The organism is Mycobacterium seoulense, from assembly GCF_010731595.1.
GTDB lineage: Bacteria > Actinomycetota > Actinomycetes > Mycobacteriales > Mycobacteriaceae > Mycobacterium > Mycobacterium seoulense.
Genome location: NZ_AP022582.1, coordinates 105882 through 120266, shown reverse-complemented (window position 1 = coordinate 120266; position 14385 = coordinate 105882). Strand labels below are relative to the sequence as shown.

The following is a 14385-nucleotide window of genomic DNA, read 5'->3' as shown; positions in this document are numbered from 1 at the left end:
TGCCCCGTGCGGCGGGTGCGGGCAGGGCCGTTGGTCCCCGACGGCCGGGACGTTGGAACCTCCTGACGGCCGTCAGGTCGCGCGCTGCCAGAGGACGTGCGCCTCGCGAGCGACGAGGTCCGGGCTGCGCGAGGTGTCGATCCGGTGCGCGCCGTCCCAGTCGGCGTGCCCGGCGGCCAGGGCGGCGGCGATCTCCGGGGTCACCTCCGAATTGCCCGCGGGCCTGGTCTTGATCCGGTCGGCCGCCACGTCGGCCGTCGCCGCGCACACGAATTCGACGAGCGCCGAGTGCGTCTCGGTGGCCAGCCGGTGAGCCTGGTCGCGCGTCTGCGGATCGCGCCAGGTCCCGTCGAGGATCACCGAGTGCCCCTCGCCCAGCAACTGCCGCGCGCGGCGCAGGGTGGTCTCGTAGACCACCGCGACCTGGTCGGGGCTGTAGAGCCCGGCGTTCAGCACGCCGGGCGCACCGGCGATGGCACCCGAGTCCCTAAGCTCCCGGCGCACGCCGTCGGTGGAAATAAGCTGCGCCCCAAACGATTCTGCCAGCCCGCGGGCCACGGTGGACTTCCCGGTGCCCGGGTTGCCGCCGACGAGCGCCAGCCGGACGGTGCCGCCCCGCAGGTGCCGGGTGGCGATGGCCAGGTGGCGGGCGGCGTCGTCGGACGCGCCCGGGCTGCCCTGCGAGACCCGGACGCAGTCCACCTTCGCCCGCACCGCGGCCCGGTAGGCGATGTAGAAGTCACGCAACGAAGACGGGGCCGCGTCGCCCGAGTGTGCGGCGTAGCGCTGCAGGAAATAGTCGCCGAAGTCCTTGCGGCCCAGGAACTCCAGGTCCATCGCGAGGAACGCGGCGTCGTCGATGCAGTCGACGTGGCGCAGCCGGTCGTCGAACTCCAGGCAGTCCAGCAGCGCCGGGGCGCCGCCGACCCAGAAGATGTCGTCGGCGAGCAGGTCGCCGTGCCCGTCGACGATGCGCCCCTCGCGGATGCGCCGCGCGAACAGCGGCGCGCGCCCGGCGACGAACTGGGCCACCAGGCGCCGCATCTGAGCTACCTCGCTCTCGGCTATGCCCGGAATCGATTGGGCCGCATACCGTTCCAATTCGGACAGGTTCTCCCGCCAGCGTCCCTCGATCGCGGCGGCCTCACCCTGGGCGTCGATCCGCTCGCCACGTTCGGCGCGTTCGTGGAAGCGGGCCAACACCGCCGCCACCGCGTCCAGCACGTGACGTACGGACTCGTCGGTGTCGTGGGCCACCAGGTGCGCCAAGCGGTCGTCGTCGCGGTAGCGCCGCATGACCACGACGGGCTCGGCCGGCCCGCCGAGCGGATCGGTGAGGTGGGCGACGCCGAGGTAGCTCTCGGGCGAGAGCCGGCTGTTGAGCTCGACCTCCCGGCGGCAGGCGTGCTCGCGCTGCTGCGGCGCGCGGAAGTCGAGAAAGTCGGTCAGCACCGGCTTCTTGGCTTTGTATGCGCGGTCGCCGGCGAGAATGACGACGCCCGTGTGGGTTTCGTGCAGATCGAGGTACGGCACGGCGGCGGCGCGCGCCTAGGACGGCCGCGCGACGATCACCGGCATCCGGGTGGCGTGGACCACGGCGTTGCTGACCGAACCCAGCAACATGCCGGACAGGCCGCCGCGGCCATGGCTGCCCACGACGACCAGTTGCGCGGATTCCGATTGTTCGATGAGCTGACGGGCCGGCCGGTCCGCGACGACGATCCGGCGCACGGTGACGTCGGGATAGCGTTCCTGCCAGCCCGCCAGTTGCTCGGAAAGGCTGCGCTCGGCTTCCGACTTCACCGCCGACCAATCCACCCCGGGGAGCTCGAAAACGTCGACGTCACTCCACGCGTGCAGCGCGGTCAGCTCGACACCGCGGCGCGACGCTTCGTCGAAGGCAACGGCCACCGCGGCCTCTGAGGCGGGCGAGCCGTCGATGCCAACCAGCACCGGGGCCTGCTGGGGATGCTCCATGAGCGGATCTTCGTCGCGGATGACCGCGACCGGGCAGCGCGCGCTGTGTACCACGCTGCTGCTCACCGAGCCCAGGAGCAGCCTTTCCAGCGCACCGCGCCCATTGCTGCCGACGACGACCATCTCGGCCTCTTTGGACATCTCGACCAGGGTGGGCACCGGGGGCGCGCACCTGAGCTCGCTTCGGACGTCGACCTTGCGGTCCGTGGTCACGGCGTCCTCGGCGATCTTGACCGCGTCTTCGAGGACCTGCCGCCCTTGCTCTTCCTGCCACACCGCGACACCGGTCGACAGCGGCAGGGCCGGATACATCGGCACGGTGGCGTTCACCATGTGGACCACGGTCAGCGGGACGTGCCGCAAGGCCGCGTCACGGGCCGCCCAACACACGGCGGCGTTCGATGCCGGCGATCCGTCGATTCCGACGACGATGCCGTGGCGGTTTGCGAGTGCGGACATGATGTTCTCCCTCTCCTCGCCCAAAACGCTATGGCGGCTGCGACCGTCGATCATGAGGCTTTAGTCACCAACCGCATGGCCATGAGGCCTCCACAGCGCCGACGACCCTTGACGGACGCCGGCGCTGTGGCATCGTCGCAAAGGTGACCGAATGGGCAGTCATTGTCGATAGGCGTTACCACGATGCGGTGATTCTCGGGATCGACTGTGTGGTCGCACAGACGGCACCGGGTACGGTCGAGGCCCGCGATTCAACCGCGGCATTCCTGCAGCGGCTGCGCGACGCCGGAGTCGCCACCGCCGTTTATTCGTCCACCCGTGACTGCGCGGCCCTGTTGCGCGCCGCGGGGATCGGGGAACTCGTCGGCGTGGCGGTCGGCGCAGCCGATACCGCCGAGCAGGTCGATGCGGCCCTGATGATGACGGTGACGCGCCTTGGGGTACGCCCGGTGCGTTGTGTCCTGATCGACTGTGGCGAAGCGGGGGTGGCCGCCGGCCGAGACGGTGGCGTGGGCCTCGTCCTCGGCCTCGAGCGCAACGGGGGGGCCGACGAATTGTTGTCCCGCGGGGCGGACACCGTCGTCGCCGACCTCGCGGAGATCTCGGTGCGGCACGGCGGCGTCCCCATCTCGACCATCGCCGACGCGATGGGTGTCTACAGCCAGTTGAAAGAGCTGGTGGCGAGCCGGCGACCGGCCGTGTTCCTCGACTTCGACGGCACGCTGTCCGAGATCGTCGGTCGGCCGGAATCCGCCACGCTGGTCGAGGGCGGCCTCGAAGCGCTGCGCGCGCTGGCCGCAGAGTGCCCCGTCGCGGTGATAAGCGGCCGCGATCTCGGCGATCTTCGCGAACGCGTTCAGGTCGACGGGTTGTGGTACGCGGGCAGTCACGGCTTCGAACTCGTCGCACCGGACGGGACCCAAGAGGAGAACGCCGCCGCGCTCGATGCCATGGGCGCTCTGACGCGTGCGGCCGACCGGGCGGCGGAGCTGCTCAACGACATCGCCGGGATCTGGGTGGAGCGCAAGCGGTTTGCGGTCGCGGTTCACTATCGCAACGTGGACCCGGCAGAGGTCGACCGCATCATCGCGACGACACGCAAACTCGCGCGATCCCAGGGCCTGCGGGTCACGATGGGCCGCAGAGTCATCGAGCTGCGCCCCAGCCTCGATTGGGACAAGGGAAAAACGCTGCACTGGATCCTCGAACGCATCGAGGGAGCGAGTTCCGGCGCCATGCTGCCGATCTACGTCGGCGACGATATCACCGACGAGGACGCTTTCGACGCCGTCCAATTCGACGGCGTGGGAATCGCGGTGCGGCACAACGAGGACGGGGATCGCCCGTCCGCCGCGCTGTTCAGCCTGGCCGATCCCCCGGCGGTGTGCGAATTCGTCCGACGGCTGGCCGGCGATCTGCACGAGGCGACGGCCGCTCCCGACGATCCATGGGAACTGGTCTATGAGGGTTACGACCCGAGTTACGAGCGGCTGCGCGAAACCCTGTGCACCGTCGGTAACGGCTACGTCGCCACCCGGGGCTGCGCCCCGGAGGCAACGGCGGCCGACGCACACTACCCGGGGACATACGCGGCCGGCGTCTACAACACGCTGGCCGATCGCATCGCGGGCCGAACCGTCGAGAACGAGAGCCTGGTCAACCTACCCAACTGGTTGTCGCTGACATTCCGGATCAACGACGGGCCGTGGTTTCACGTCGACGACACCGAGTTGTTGTTCTACCGACAGACTTTCGACCTGCGGCACGCGACGTTGATCCGCACGATGCGATTCCGCGACGGTGCGGGCCAGATCACCACGATGACCCAAGAGCGGTTCGCATCCATGGACCAGCCACACGTGCTCGCCATGCGGACGACGATCACCGCGGAGAACTGGTCGGGCACCGTCGAGTTCCGGTCGCTGCTGGACGGCAGCGTGCGCAATACCATGGTCGAGCGCTACCGCTCGTTGTCGAGCACGCACCTCGTGTCGCCGGTGATCGACGAAACCGCGACCGACTCGGTGATATTGCGCACCGAAACGTCGCAGTCGCGCATCGCCATCGCGGTGGCCGCGCGCAACACCGTATGGAGCGGCGACACACCCGCCGATGCGCGGTACAAATTCGTGCGGGAAGCCGACCGTGGCGGTCACGACATCGCGGTGGAGCTGGCCGCCGGGCAATCGGTCACCTGCGAGAAGATCGCGACGATCTTCACGGGCAGGGACGGCGCGATCTCGGAGCCGGCGAGCACCGCCCAGCTGCACCTCGACGCCGCCGACCGGTACGCCGAACTGCATCGTCAGCACGCCCGGGCCTGGGATTTGTTGTGGGAGCAATGCAGCATCGGCCTGACCGGCGGCGCCGACGCGCTGCGCGTCCTCCGGCTGCACTTGGTGCACCTGCTGCAGACGATCTCACCGCACACCGCCGAGCTCGACGCCGGAGTCCCCGCGCGCGGGCTGCACGGCGAGGCATACCGCGGACACGTCTTTTGGGACTCGCTTTTCGTCTCCCCTGTGCTCAGCGTGCGCATGCCCAACGTGGCCCGGTCGCTTCTGCTCTACCGTTATCGGCGGCTCCCCGAGGCCCGCCGGGCGGCGCGCCGAGCCGGCTACCTGGGCGCGATGTATCCCTGGCAATCGGGGAGCGACGGGCGCGAGGTGAGCCAGGAACTGCACCTCAATCCGCAGTCCGGGCGGTGGAATCCGGATGCCAGCGCCCGCGCACACCATGTCGGTCTCGCCATCGCCTACAACACCTGGCAGCACTACCAGGTGACCGGGGACCGCCAGTTTCTTGTCGACTACGGCGCCGAGATGCTGGTCGAGATCGCGCGTTTCTGGGTCGGGCTTGCCGGCTTCGACGAGAGTCGCGGCCGCTACACGATCAACGGAATCATCGGCCCCGACGAATTCCATTCCGGCTACCCCGGCAAGGAGTACGACGGGATAGACAACAACGCGTACACCAATGTCATGGCGGTCTGGGTGATCCTGCGGGCGATGGACGCCCTGGACTTGCTTCCGCTGCGGGATCGTCTCGACCTCGTCCGGAAGATCGATCTCACCAGCGACCAGCTGCGCCGGTGGGATCACGTGACGCGGCGCATGTTCGTCCCCTTCCACGACAACGTGATCAGCCAGTTCGAAGGCTATTCCCAACTGGCCGAGCTGGATTGGGAGCAATACCGGCAGCGCTACGGGAACATCCAGCGGCTCGACCGCATCCTGGAGGCCGAGAACGACAGCGTGAACAACTACAAGGCGTCGAAGCAGGCCGACGTGCTGATGCTGTTCTACCTGCTCTCGTCGGATGAGTTGCTCGCCATGTTCGGCCGGCTCGGCTACCGCTTTGCGCCCGAGCGCATTCCGGAAACCGTGGACTATTACCTCGCCCGCACCTCGGAAGGATCGACGCTCAGCGCGCTCGTCCATTCGTGGGTTCTCACCCGCGCCAACCGGCATCACGCCATGAAGTACTTCGTGCAGGTACTGGCCTCCGACATCGTCGACATCCAGGGCGGCACCACATCGGAGGGGATACACCTGGCCGCGATGACCGGCAGCATCGACCTGCTGCAACGTTGCTTCACCGGACTGGAAACCCGCAACGACCGGCTGATCCTGAGCCCGCAGTGGCCGAAAGCGCTGGATCCCATCGAGTTCCCGTTCGTATACCGGGGCCAGCGGCTGCACCTCCGGGTCAGCGGCCGGGCGGCCGACCTGACCTCCGAGGCGGGCAACAGCGCGTCGATCGCGGTGGAATGCCGCGGCCGTATGCAACACCTGTTGCCCGGGCACACCGTCCAGGTCGCCTGACCCCAGGTGACCAATGCCCCGGAACCGGGGTCGAACGGCCCTGCTGGACCGAGCCCGTCTTTTCATAACGTGGCCAGTGACGGGCCCAGGCGCCCGATGGCCAGTCATACAGGAGGACTCGATGAGCAATCCGCAGTCGTCGCGGCGGATCGTGGTGGGTATCGACGGCTCGGACGCCGCCATCAACGCGGCCAAATGGGCCGTCGACGAGGCCGTCAGCCGCAACGTCCCGCTGCGGCTCATCCACGCCGTCCCCGAGCGGCCCGCGGACACGGCGGGCGACGACAGTCTGGACATCCAGTACGCGCAGGCGTCGTTGCGCGCCGCCGATGCGGCGATTCAGGCCACGGGTAAGCCGGTCAAAATCGAATGCGACGTGGTGCGCGGTTCCCCGGAGAGTGCCTTGGTCGACGAATCACGCAACGCCGCAATGGTTTGCGTGGGGTCGGTGGGGACGGGCTGGATGGCCCGCAAGGTCCTCGGCTCGACCGCGGACACCGTGGCGCAGAAGGCGAACTGCCCGGTGGCCATCATCCGCACCAACCATGACGCGACGCAGCCCGATGGCGGATATGTCGCCGTTGCGGTCGACGAATCGGCCACCAACGACGCGGTGCTCGAGCACGCCTTCCACCAGGCGCGCCTTCGGGAAGCACCCATCCTGGCGATGGGGGTCTGGCGGTGGGGCCTCGGCGAGATTCCCTACGAGCAGCTGAATCATCGGCTCGGGCCGTGGGTGTCGAAGCATCGCGAGGTGCACGTCCAGCCCGCCGCGGCACGGCGCGGACCCGCCGAATTCCTCACGCACACATCCGAGCCCGTTCAACTCGCGGTGGTGGGCAGCGACGAGGCCGACAAGGTCGCGCGGATCGTCGGGCCGGTCACCGCGCGTCCGAACGGCCACTCGGGCTGTTCGGTGCTCGTCGTACGCGACTGAGTCGGACGCGACCGAGCGGGCGGGTTACCCGGCCGCCCATTGTTTGGCGCGCTCGAGTTCGTCGAGGCCGAACACAGCGATCTCGCCGGGGACCATCCACGCCAGGGCGTGCAGGACGGGGGCCACCCAGTCCTTGTCGGAGACCACCGCGATCCGTTTGAACGCCGAATGGTGCGGCAGCACGGTGCCGAAGCCGAGCTTGAGATCCTCGAGGAATCCGCCGCGCCCGAATCCCTCGTAATCGGATTCGATCACCTCGACGATCCTGACCTCGCCCGTCTGTAGCACCCGGTCGATCTCGGGCCTGAAGTCACGCAGCTCGTCACCGCGCAGCCGGCCCGACACGCGGATGCCGATCACTTTCTCCGGCATGTCTTCCAGCAGTTCGATCATCGCAAGCCTCCTTCAACGCCGTCGATTCTCTTCGTCAACGGACGACCAGCACCGGTATGCGGGCCGACTGCGCCACCGCGGAGCTCACCGAGCCGAGCAGCATGCCGGGGAATCCGCCCCGCCCGCGGCTACCGACCACCAGCAGTTGAGCGCGTTCGGACTCCTGCAGCAGCCACTCGGATGGCTTGTCGCAGAACAGCTTCCGCTCGACGTGCACATCGGGATAGCGTTCCTGCCAGCCGGCCAGGCGTTCGCCGAGGATCTCCTGCCCCTCCTTCTCCCGGTCATGCCAGTCCATGCCGAGGATGGGGAACACCCCCACGTCGCTCCACACGTGCAGCGCCACCAGCCCGACTCCCCGGCGTGACGCTTCGTCGAAGGCCAGGGCGGTCGCCGCTTCCGACGCCGGCGACCCGTCGATGCCCAGCACCACCGGGGCGGTCGAGTCCGGGACCGCCCCCTCCTCGGAGTGGATGACCGCGACCGGGCAGTGCGCGTAGTGCAGGAGCCCAGCGGTCACCGAACCGAGCAGCAGGCGCCCGAGCGCACCGAGGCCCTGGCTTCCCGCGACGAGCATCCAGGCATCCTTGGAGGCCTCGATCAACGCCGGGACGATGGCCGAATACACCGTCTCCGTGCGTACTTCGGGTGGTTCGGAATCGCCCAGGGTGGCGCGGAGCACCTTGCGGGCCTGGTCGATGACGTGTTGAGCGCTGTCTTGCTGCCATTCGGGCATGTCCGCGTACAACTGGCCCACCGGCCAGCCCACCACGACGGGCGGGACGGCGTGCATCAGCGTGATGGGCAATCCGCGCATGACGGCCTCACGGGTGCCCCAGGCGACGGCGGCGTCGGAGGCCGCCGACCCGTCGACGCACACCAGCACTCCGTGTTTCTTGGCATCTTGTGTCATCGTCCACTCCTCTATGCCGGCACCTCGTCCAGTTCGGGTAGGTCGATCTCGAGATGGCGAATCGAACCGTAATCGATTGGCCGGCAAGGCCAGCCGAGATCGAAGAAAACCGTGAGCATGAGGTGGTTCTCGCCGAGGACGTCCGCGATGAACCGCGCGATTCCGTGCGCCCGGGCGACGGGAGCCAGATGCTTGAGCAGCGCCGTGCCCACGCCCACCGAATGGTCTTGGTGGGCGACCACGATCGCGACCTCGGCGACCTTCGGGTCCTCGACCACGATGCAATGGGCCACCCCGATGAGCCGATCGGCGTCGAAGGCGCCCAGCGCGTACAGCCCGTCCGCGGGCTCGGTCAGCTTGCCGACGAGCTCGTGCAGCGGCGACAGCTGCAGCGTGAAGAAGCGGAAGTACCGGTCATGGTCGGACAGGTGTTCGTGGAGCGCCAAGACGGCGTCGGCGTCGGCGACGGTGAGGGGACGCAGCGAAATCAGGCGCCCGTCGAGCAGCCGCGCCGTGGCGGCGACCTCCACCGGGCGATCACTCACCTGCCCGAGGTTAATCGCGGGCCGACGGGATTGGGCAGGGCCGTTAGACCCCTCGACCGTCCGCATTGGTCCCGCCGCGGACGCTCGCTACTGATCGATGAGCGGGGCCACCCAGTGGACCCGGGTACCGCCCTCCGGCGGCCCGGTGATCTCGCACGCACCGCCGAGTTGCTCGGCGCGGCGCTTCATGTTGGCCAGACCGCTGTGGCGCGTGTTGCCGTCAGGTATGCCGGAGCCGTTGTCGATGATGTCGAGGACGAACATGTCGGCGACGCTGATCTCGACGGTCAGCCGCGACGCGCCCGAATGACGCAGGGCGTTGCTGACGGCCTCCGTGGTCACCGCTTCGGCGTGGTCGGCAAGCCCACCGCCGACGGCGGTCATCGGTCCGTGCATGCGCAGGGTGGTGACGATGTCACGGTTCTGGGTCAGGTCGGCGATCACTTGCTGGATGCAATACCGGAAGTCGTTCTTACCGGGCGGGGATTTCAGCTGGAAGATTGTGGTGCGGATTTCCTCGATGATGGTTTGGAGATCGTCGAGCGTGCGGTTGAGCCGGTCGGACACCTCCGGGGAGCGCGCCCGTGCGAGCGTTCCCTGCAGATCCATGCCGGCGGCGAAGAGCCGCTGGATGACGTGGTCGTGCAGGTCGTGCGCGATCCGTTCACGCTCGGCGAGGATGGTCACCTGCCGCGCGTCCTCACGAGCCGACGCGAGCACGAGCGCTATCGCGGCGTGCGTGGCGAAATCGCTGACCAGATCGAGGTAGCTCTCGTCGAAGGGCGGCTCGTGGCTGCCGCGGGCGATGGCGATCACGCCGACGACCTCGTCGTGGGCGCGCAGCGGCATGAGGATGGCCGGACGCTGCCCGACATCGGTGAAGGCCTGAATCGGATACCGGAAGGTCTCGGTGATCAGCGGTTCGCCGGACCGGAAGACGGCGCCGCTGGTCGACGCGTCCACCGGGACCCGTTGGCCGACCACCTCGGCGGCGTGCACCCCCACCGCCGCCGAGACCAACAGCGTCTCGACCTCCTCGTCGGGCAGGTCGGGATCGGCCGGCACCAGGACGATCGCCTGCTCGGCATCGGTCAGGGTCCGGGCGCGTTCGGCGATCAACTGCAGGGGGCGCCGGTGCGGCTCGGCGCTGGACAGCAGCGCGGTCGTGATTTCGCGGCTGGCCTCCATCCACTTGGCGGCCGTCCGCTCGCGTTCGAACACCTGCGCGTTGTCGATGGCGACCGCGGCGGCGAACGCCAGCGCGCGAGCGGCCACCTCGTCGGACTCGGAGAACACCCGCTGCGGATCGACGTGGGTGAGGTACAGGTTGCCGAACACACTGTGTCGGATGGTGATCGGCACGGCGAGGAAGCCGCGCATCGGCGGGTGGTGTTCGGGGAACCCCACGGCGGCGGGGTGGGCGGTGAGGTCGTCCATCCGTAGGGCCGGCGTGTCCAGCAGCGACAGGCTCAACAGTCCCTTGCCGACCGGCAGGTGCCCGATGCGGGCCACCGTGTCGGCGTCCATTCCCTCGTGGACGAAGGAGAGGAGGTTGCCCTCGGGATCGCGGATGGCCAGGGCGCCGTAGGGGGCGGAGGTCAGCCTCCTGGCCGCGCCGATGATCCGGTGCAGGGTGGCGTCGAGGTCGAGGCCCGCGCCGATCTCGACGATGACCCGCAGCAGTTGCTCCATCTGGTCGCGCGCCGCCAGCAACTCGTCGAGCTGCTGGTGCATTCTGCCTACCAGGCCGCGCTGGCCGAGTTCGGCGAACGCCGAGCCCTTCTCGTCGCTCGTCATTGCGACCGACCTCCCAGCTGCTTTAGACACGGCGCCATGACCGATGGTCAGACCAGCCTAGTCGCAACTCGGCAAGCGCCCAAGCGAAGAGTCGGCGTCGCTCGCGTGGCGTTTTGTGGTCGCCCGCTACTCGGGCGGCGCCGCCGGTGTCTGGGAATGGCCGGACTGTTGGTCCAGCTTCGACGCGAACACCGCCGCCTGGGTGCGGCGCTCCATACCGAGCTTGGCCAGCAACCGCGACACGTAGTTCTTCACCGTCTTCTCGGCGAGGAACATCCGGGCCGCGATCTGCCTGTTGGTCAGGCCCTCGCTGAGCAGGCCAAGCAGCGTCCGCTCCTGTTCGGTGAGTCCGGACAGCGGGTCTTCGCGTTCGGCCGCACCGCGCAGTTTCGCCATCAGCGCGGCCGCCGCCCGGTTGTCCAGCAGGGATTTTCCGGCGCCGACCTCCTTGATGGCGTGGGCCAGCTCCATACCCTTGATGTCCTTGACGACGTAGCCGCTGGCGCCGGCCAGGATGGCCTCGAGCATCGCCTCGTCGGAGGTGAACGACGTCAGCATCAGGCACCGCAGGTCGGGGTGATCGGACACCAGGTCACGGCACAGCTCGATGCCGTTGCCGTCGGGAAGCCGCACGTCAAGCACGGCCACGTCGGGTCGCAGCGCCGGTATCCGCGCCTTGGCTTCGGAGACGGAGCCCGCCTCACCGACGATTTCCAGCTCGGGGTCGGAGGCCAGCAGGTTGGCGAGCCCCCGCCGCACGACCTCATGGTCATCGACCAGGAAAACCTTAACCATTACGAGCCCTTTCGCCGGTCATAGGACCTTCAATATCACATATTCATCATCGTCCAAGCTCACAAGTGTTGCCGATTGACGACCAACAGCGAACAGTTGGCGTCCTGCATGACCGAGCTGCCGACCGGTCCGACGAGTTCGGCGACATGCGCACGATTGTGGGCGCCGACAATCACCAAGCCGGCCGGCCCGCGCGGGCCGGCCAGGTATTCCAGCAGACCGACGTGCACCGCGACCGGCTCGAGCCGCAGCTGCGGATGGCGCCGCTTCCACAGGGCCAGCCGGCGTTCCAGGTCGGCGAGCGCCTGGCGATCGGCCTCGCTGACCCCCAGACCGCGCTCCACCGGGCCGATCCGTCGCGAAATGACCGCCTCCAGGCGGGCGCCACGCAGCAGGGCCTCGTCGATGGCGGCATCGAGCAGATGAGGGTCCGCGGACCCGTCGATCTCGACGATGGCTTTGTCCCCGGGTTGCGGGCGGTGACCGTCTCGGCCACGGACGATCCCCACCGGGCAGCGCGCGGACACGGCCAGGGCCGCGGCCGTGGAGCCGACCCGGCCCGGTTGGAAGTGCCGCAATCCCACGGCTCCCACGCAGACCATGGCCGCCGACGCCGACGAGCGGATCAGCGACCCGACCGCGGGCCCGGCGACGACCTCCGTCTCGATCAGCACCGGCTTGCCCGCCGCCCGGACCGCCGTCACCGCCTGGCGAACCGCCAGTTCCGCGTGTTCGGGGGCGTCGTCGCGCTCGGTCGCGTGCAGGAGACGCAGCGGAACGCCCCGACTCACCGCCTCGTCGACCGCCCACAGGGCCGCGCGGATCGCCGCCTTGGAGCCATCGATGCCGGCGACGATCGACTGGGTCCTGGCTGACTCGGACATCGGTCTCTTAGTGGCGGACCACAAGTACCGAGCAGTCGGGATAGCCGACGATCGGATGGCAGTTCGGCGTGGCCAGCCCCACCATCTCGTCGGCGTCGGCGCTGCCCACCACCGCCAGTTCAATTGCGCCACCCGGCTTTTCGCCGGATTTCGCACCGGTCCCCGCCGCGACGGTCTGCACGTGGACATCCGGATAGCGGCGGACCCAGCTGTTGAGTCGCCGGTCGATCTGGCGCACGGTGGCGTGGCGACGCCGCCCCTCCTCCATGGCCTGGTGCACGACCTCGTCGTTGTCGGGGTCGTCGTTGAGCACCACGGCGATCACGCCAAGCTGCGTCGGCGATCCGTCGGGATTGGTGCGGATGACGGCCACCGGGCAGTGCGCGTGTGCCACCAGACCCGCCGCGGTGGGGCCCAACAGCCCGTCGGAGGCCCAGCCGCGCCTGGCGGTGCCGACGCAGACCAGCGCCGCGTCCTGGGACTGGCCCACCAGCACCTGCGCCGGGTCCCCCGAGAGGATCGCGGTCTCCACGTCGACCGGCTTCGCCACCCTCTGCAGGGCCCACTCGGCCTGCGACAGCGCCACTTCCGCGCGCTCGAGTGCCCATTCGGAAGTGGGCGCCGACCCGCCCGGCGCCTCGCGGCCGGCGATGACATACACGAGGCGCAGGGGCAGTTGCCGGCTCACCGCCTCGTCGACCGCCCATTTGGCGGCGTTCACCGCGGCTTGCGAGCCGTTGATGCCCACGACCACCGACTTCGCGTCCAGCTCCGTCATGTCGGCTCCTGATTGATTCTCATCGCTGCTGTCAGGGTATTGCGCCCCGCATCCGTCGCGGAGGGGCCGTTAGGCCTCAGCCCGGATGCCGTTCGTCCCGATGTCGGTGACGTCGTTGGGCTCGCCGACGAGGTCGAACAACCGCTCCACGTCGGCGCGCTCGCAGACCTCCGTGCCGGGGGTCATCAGCTTCGCGGTGCCGGCGGCGATTCCGAATCGCACGGACTTCGCCAGCGGCCAGCCGCGACTGAGGGCCACGGTGATCGCGGCAACCATCGCGTCGCCCGCACCGACGCCGCTGCCGCCGCGCATCGGTATCGCCGAAAACCGGTGGCTGGTGTGGCGTGTCGCCAACAGCGCCCCGTAAGGACCGAGGGATACCACCACCACTTGTGCGCGACCACTCTCGATCAGCTCGTGGGCGGCGGCGAACTGCTCTGGCTCGGTGGCGAGCCGGCGGCCGACGCATTCCCTGAGTTCCCGCACGCTCGCCTTGAGCAGAAACACCCCGGAGGAGATGTGCTGCAAGCCGCCGCCGGACGTATCCAAAATGAGTGGCACGCCCAGCTGTTGGCAGATATCGGCGACGCCCTGGTAATAGTCGGCCGGCACACCCGGCGGCAGGCTGCCGCTTGCCACGACGAAGCCGGCCGATTCGGCCGCGATCTTCAGCAGGTCGAGGCACCGCTCCTGCTCCGCAACGGTCAGCTCCGGGCCCGGCAGGACGAACCGGTATTGCTGGCCGGTGCTGGTCTCGTTGACCGTGAAGCTCTCCCGCGTCTGCGCGCTGATCGGAATCCGCCGGAACGGCACCTCCGCGTCGCTGAGCAGGCTCGTGACGAGCCCGCCGTGCGAGCCGCCCGCGGGAAACACCGCCAGCACCGAGGCTCCCAGGACCCGCGCGACCCGGGCCACGTTGATACCTCCTCCGCCCGGGTCGTAACGAGTCGCGGAGCAGCGCAATTTATCGGTCGGCCGCACCACGCCGACGCTCGTCGTGATGTCGAGCGCCGGATTCATGGTCAGCGTCACGATCTGCGCGCGGTCCTCACCCCACTCGGCAGGCGTCTCCATGTCTTTCGT

At 68.8% G+C, this 14385-nt stretch carries 12 protein-coding genes; 2 read left to right on the top strand and 10 right to left on the bottom strand.

Going from position 1 to position 14385, the window contains the following annotated elements:
* Positions 1-72 precede the first annotated feature (72 nt).
* Together G6N37_RS00550 and G6N37_RS00545 are read right to left on the bottom strand one after the other, a co-directional pair.
* Positions 73-1533 (bottom strand): bifunctional aminoglycoside phosphotransferase/ATP-binding protein, encoded by a 1461-nt coding sequence (locus G6N37_RS00550; RefSeq protein ID WP_163674474.1) that lies wholly within the window; start codon positions 1531-1533, stop codon positions 73-75.
* Positions 1534-1548: 15 nt separating this feature from the next.
* Entirely contained in the window at positions 1549-2436 is an 888-nt protein-coding gene (locus tag G6N37_RS00545) for a universal stress protein (protein WP_163674470.1), read from the bottom strand.
* A 191-nt stretch (positions 2437-2627) separates the two neighbouring features.
* Here G6N37_RS00545 and otsB point away from each other — a divergent pair, with 191 nt between their 5' ends.
* Complete coding sequence (otsB, locus tag G6N37_RS00540; protein ID WP_408632887.1) at positions 2628-6260, top strand: trehalose-phosphatase; 3633 nt, start codon at positions 2628-2630, stop codon at positions 6258-6260.
* Between the two features lie 121 nt (positions 6261-6381).
* Entirely contained in the window at positions 6382-7197 is an 816-nt protein-coding gene (locus G6N37_RS00535; protein WP_163674452.1) for a universal stress protein, read from the top strand.
* A 24-nt stretch (positions 7198-7221) separates the two neighbouring features.
* Here the strand turns inward: G6N37_RS00535 and G6N37_RS00530 are convergent, their stop codons facing one another.
* The 8 genes from G6N37_RS00530 to G6N37_RS00495 all read right to left on the bottom strand — a co-directional run bounded on the left by G6N37_RS00530 (position 7222) and on the right by G6N37_RS00495 (position 14376).
* Positions 7222-7590, bottom strand: coding sequence for a SpoIIAA family protein (locus tag G6N37_RS00530; protein WP_163674450.1), 369 nt, complete (start codon positions 7588-7590; stop codon positions 7222-7224).
* A gap of 34 nt (positions 7591-7624) precedes the next feature.
* Positions 7625-8503: a universal stress protein gene (locus G6N37_RS00525; RefSeq protein WP_163674447.1), complete on the bottom strand. Its 879-nt coding sequence runs from the start codon at positions 8501-8503 to the stop codon at positions 7625-7627.
* Positions 8504-8514: 11 nt separating this feature from the next.
* Positions 8515-9048: a GNAT family N-acetyltransferase gene (locus G6N37_RS00520; protein ID WP_163674443.1), complete on the bottom strand. Its 534-nt coding sequence runs from the start codon at positions 9046-9048 to the stop codon at positions 8515-8517.
* Between the two features lie 87 nt (positions 9049-9135).
* Positions 9136-10782 carry a sensor histidine kinase gene (locus G6N37_RS00515; RefSeq protein ID WP_174813893.1) on the bottom strand — a complete coding sequence of 549 codons (1647 nt, stop codon included), beginning with the start codon at positions 10780-10782 and terminating at the stop codon, positions 9136-9138.
* Between the two features lie 189 nt (positions 10783-10971).
* On the bottom strand, positions 10972-11640 hold the full coding sequence (gene dosR / locus G6N37_RS00510; protein WP_163674436.1) for a hypoxia response regulator transcription factor DosR/DevR: 669 nt from the start codon (positions 11638-11640) through the stop codon (positions 10972-10974).
* A 59-nt stretch (positions 11641-11699) separates the two neighbouring features.
* Complete coding sequence (locus G6N37_RS00505; protein ID WP_163674433.1) at positions 11700-12524, bottom strand: universal stress protein; 825 nt, start codon at positions 12522-12524, stop codon at positions 11700-11702.
* A gap of 7 nt (positions 12525-12531) precedes the next feature.
* The gene (locus G6N37_RS00500; RefSeq protein WP_163674430.1) at positions 12532-13302 is read right to left on the bottom strand and encodes a universal stress protein; all 771 of its coding nucleotides are present in this window, start codon (positions 13300-13302) and stop codon (positions 12532-12534) included.
* A 69-nt stretch (positions 13303-13371) separates the two neighbouring features.
* Complete coding sequence (locus tag G6N37_RS00495; RefSeq protein WP_163674427.1) at positions 13372-14376, bottom strand: 1-phosphofructokinase family hexose kinase; 1005 nt, start codon at positions 14374-14376, stop codon at positions 13372-13374.
* Between the last annotated feature and the right edge of the window lie 9 nt (positions 14377-14385).

Bases quoted from the DNA above. Each gene is read 5' to 3' on its own strand.
- G6N37_RS00545 (WP_163674470.1), bottom strand. From the start codon at position 2,436: ATGTCCGCACTCGCAAACCGCCACGGCATCGTCGTCGGAATCGACGGA.
- G6N37_RS00525 (WP_163674447.1), bottom strand. From the start codon at position 8,503: ATGACACAAGATGCCAAGAAACACGGAGTGCTGGTGTGCGTCGACGGG.
- dosR (WP_163674436.1), bottom strand. From the start codon at position 11,640: ATGGTTAAGGTTTTCCTGGTCGATGACCATGAGGTCGTGCGGCGGGGG.
- G6N37_RS00500 (WP_163674430.1), bottom strand. From the start codon at position 13,302: ATGACGGAGCTGGACGCGAAGTCGGTGGTCGTGGGCATCAACGGCTCG.
- G6N37_RS00505 (WP_163674433.1), bottom strand. From the start codon at position 12,524: ATGTCCGAGTCAGCCAGGACCCAGTCGATCGTCGCCGGCATCGATGGC.
- G6N37_RS00530 (WP_163674450.1), bottom strand. From the start codon at position 7,590: ATGATCGAACTGCTGGAAGACATGCCGGAGAAAGTGATCGGCATCCGC.
- G6N37_RS00495 (WP_163674427.1), bottom strand. From the start codon at position 14,376: ATGGAGACGCCTGCCGAGTGGGGTGAGGACCGCGCGCAGATCGTGACG.
- G6N37_RS00535 (WP_163674452.1), top strand. From the start codon at position 6,382: ATGAGCAATCCGCAGTCGTCGCGGCGGATCGTGGTGGGTATCGACGGC.
- G6N37_RS00515 (WP_174813893.1), bottom strand. From the start codon at position 10,782: ATGCACCAGCAGCTCGACGAGTTGCTGGCGGCGCGCGACCAGATGGAG.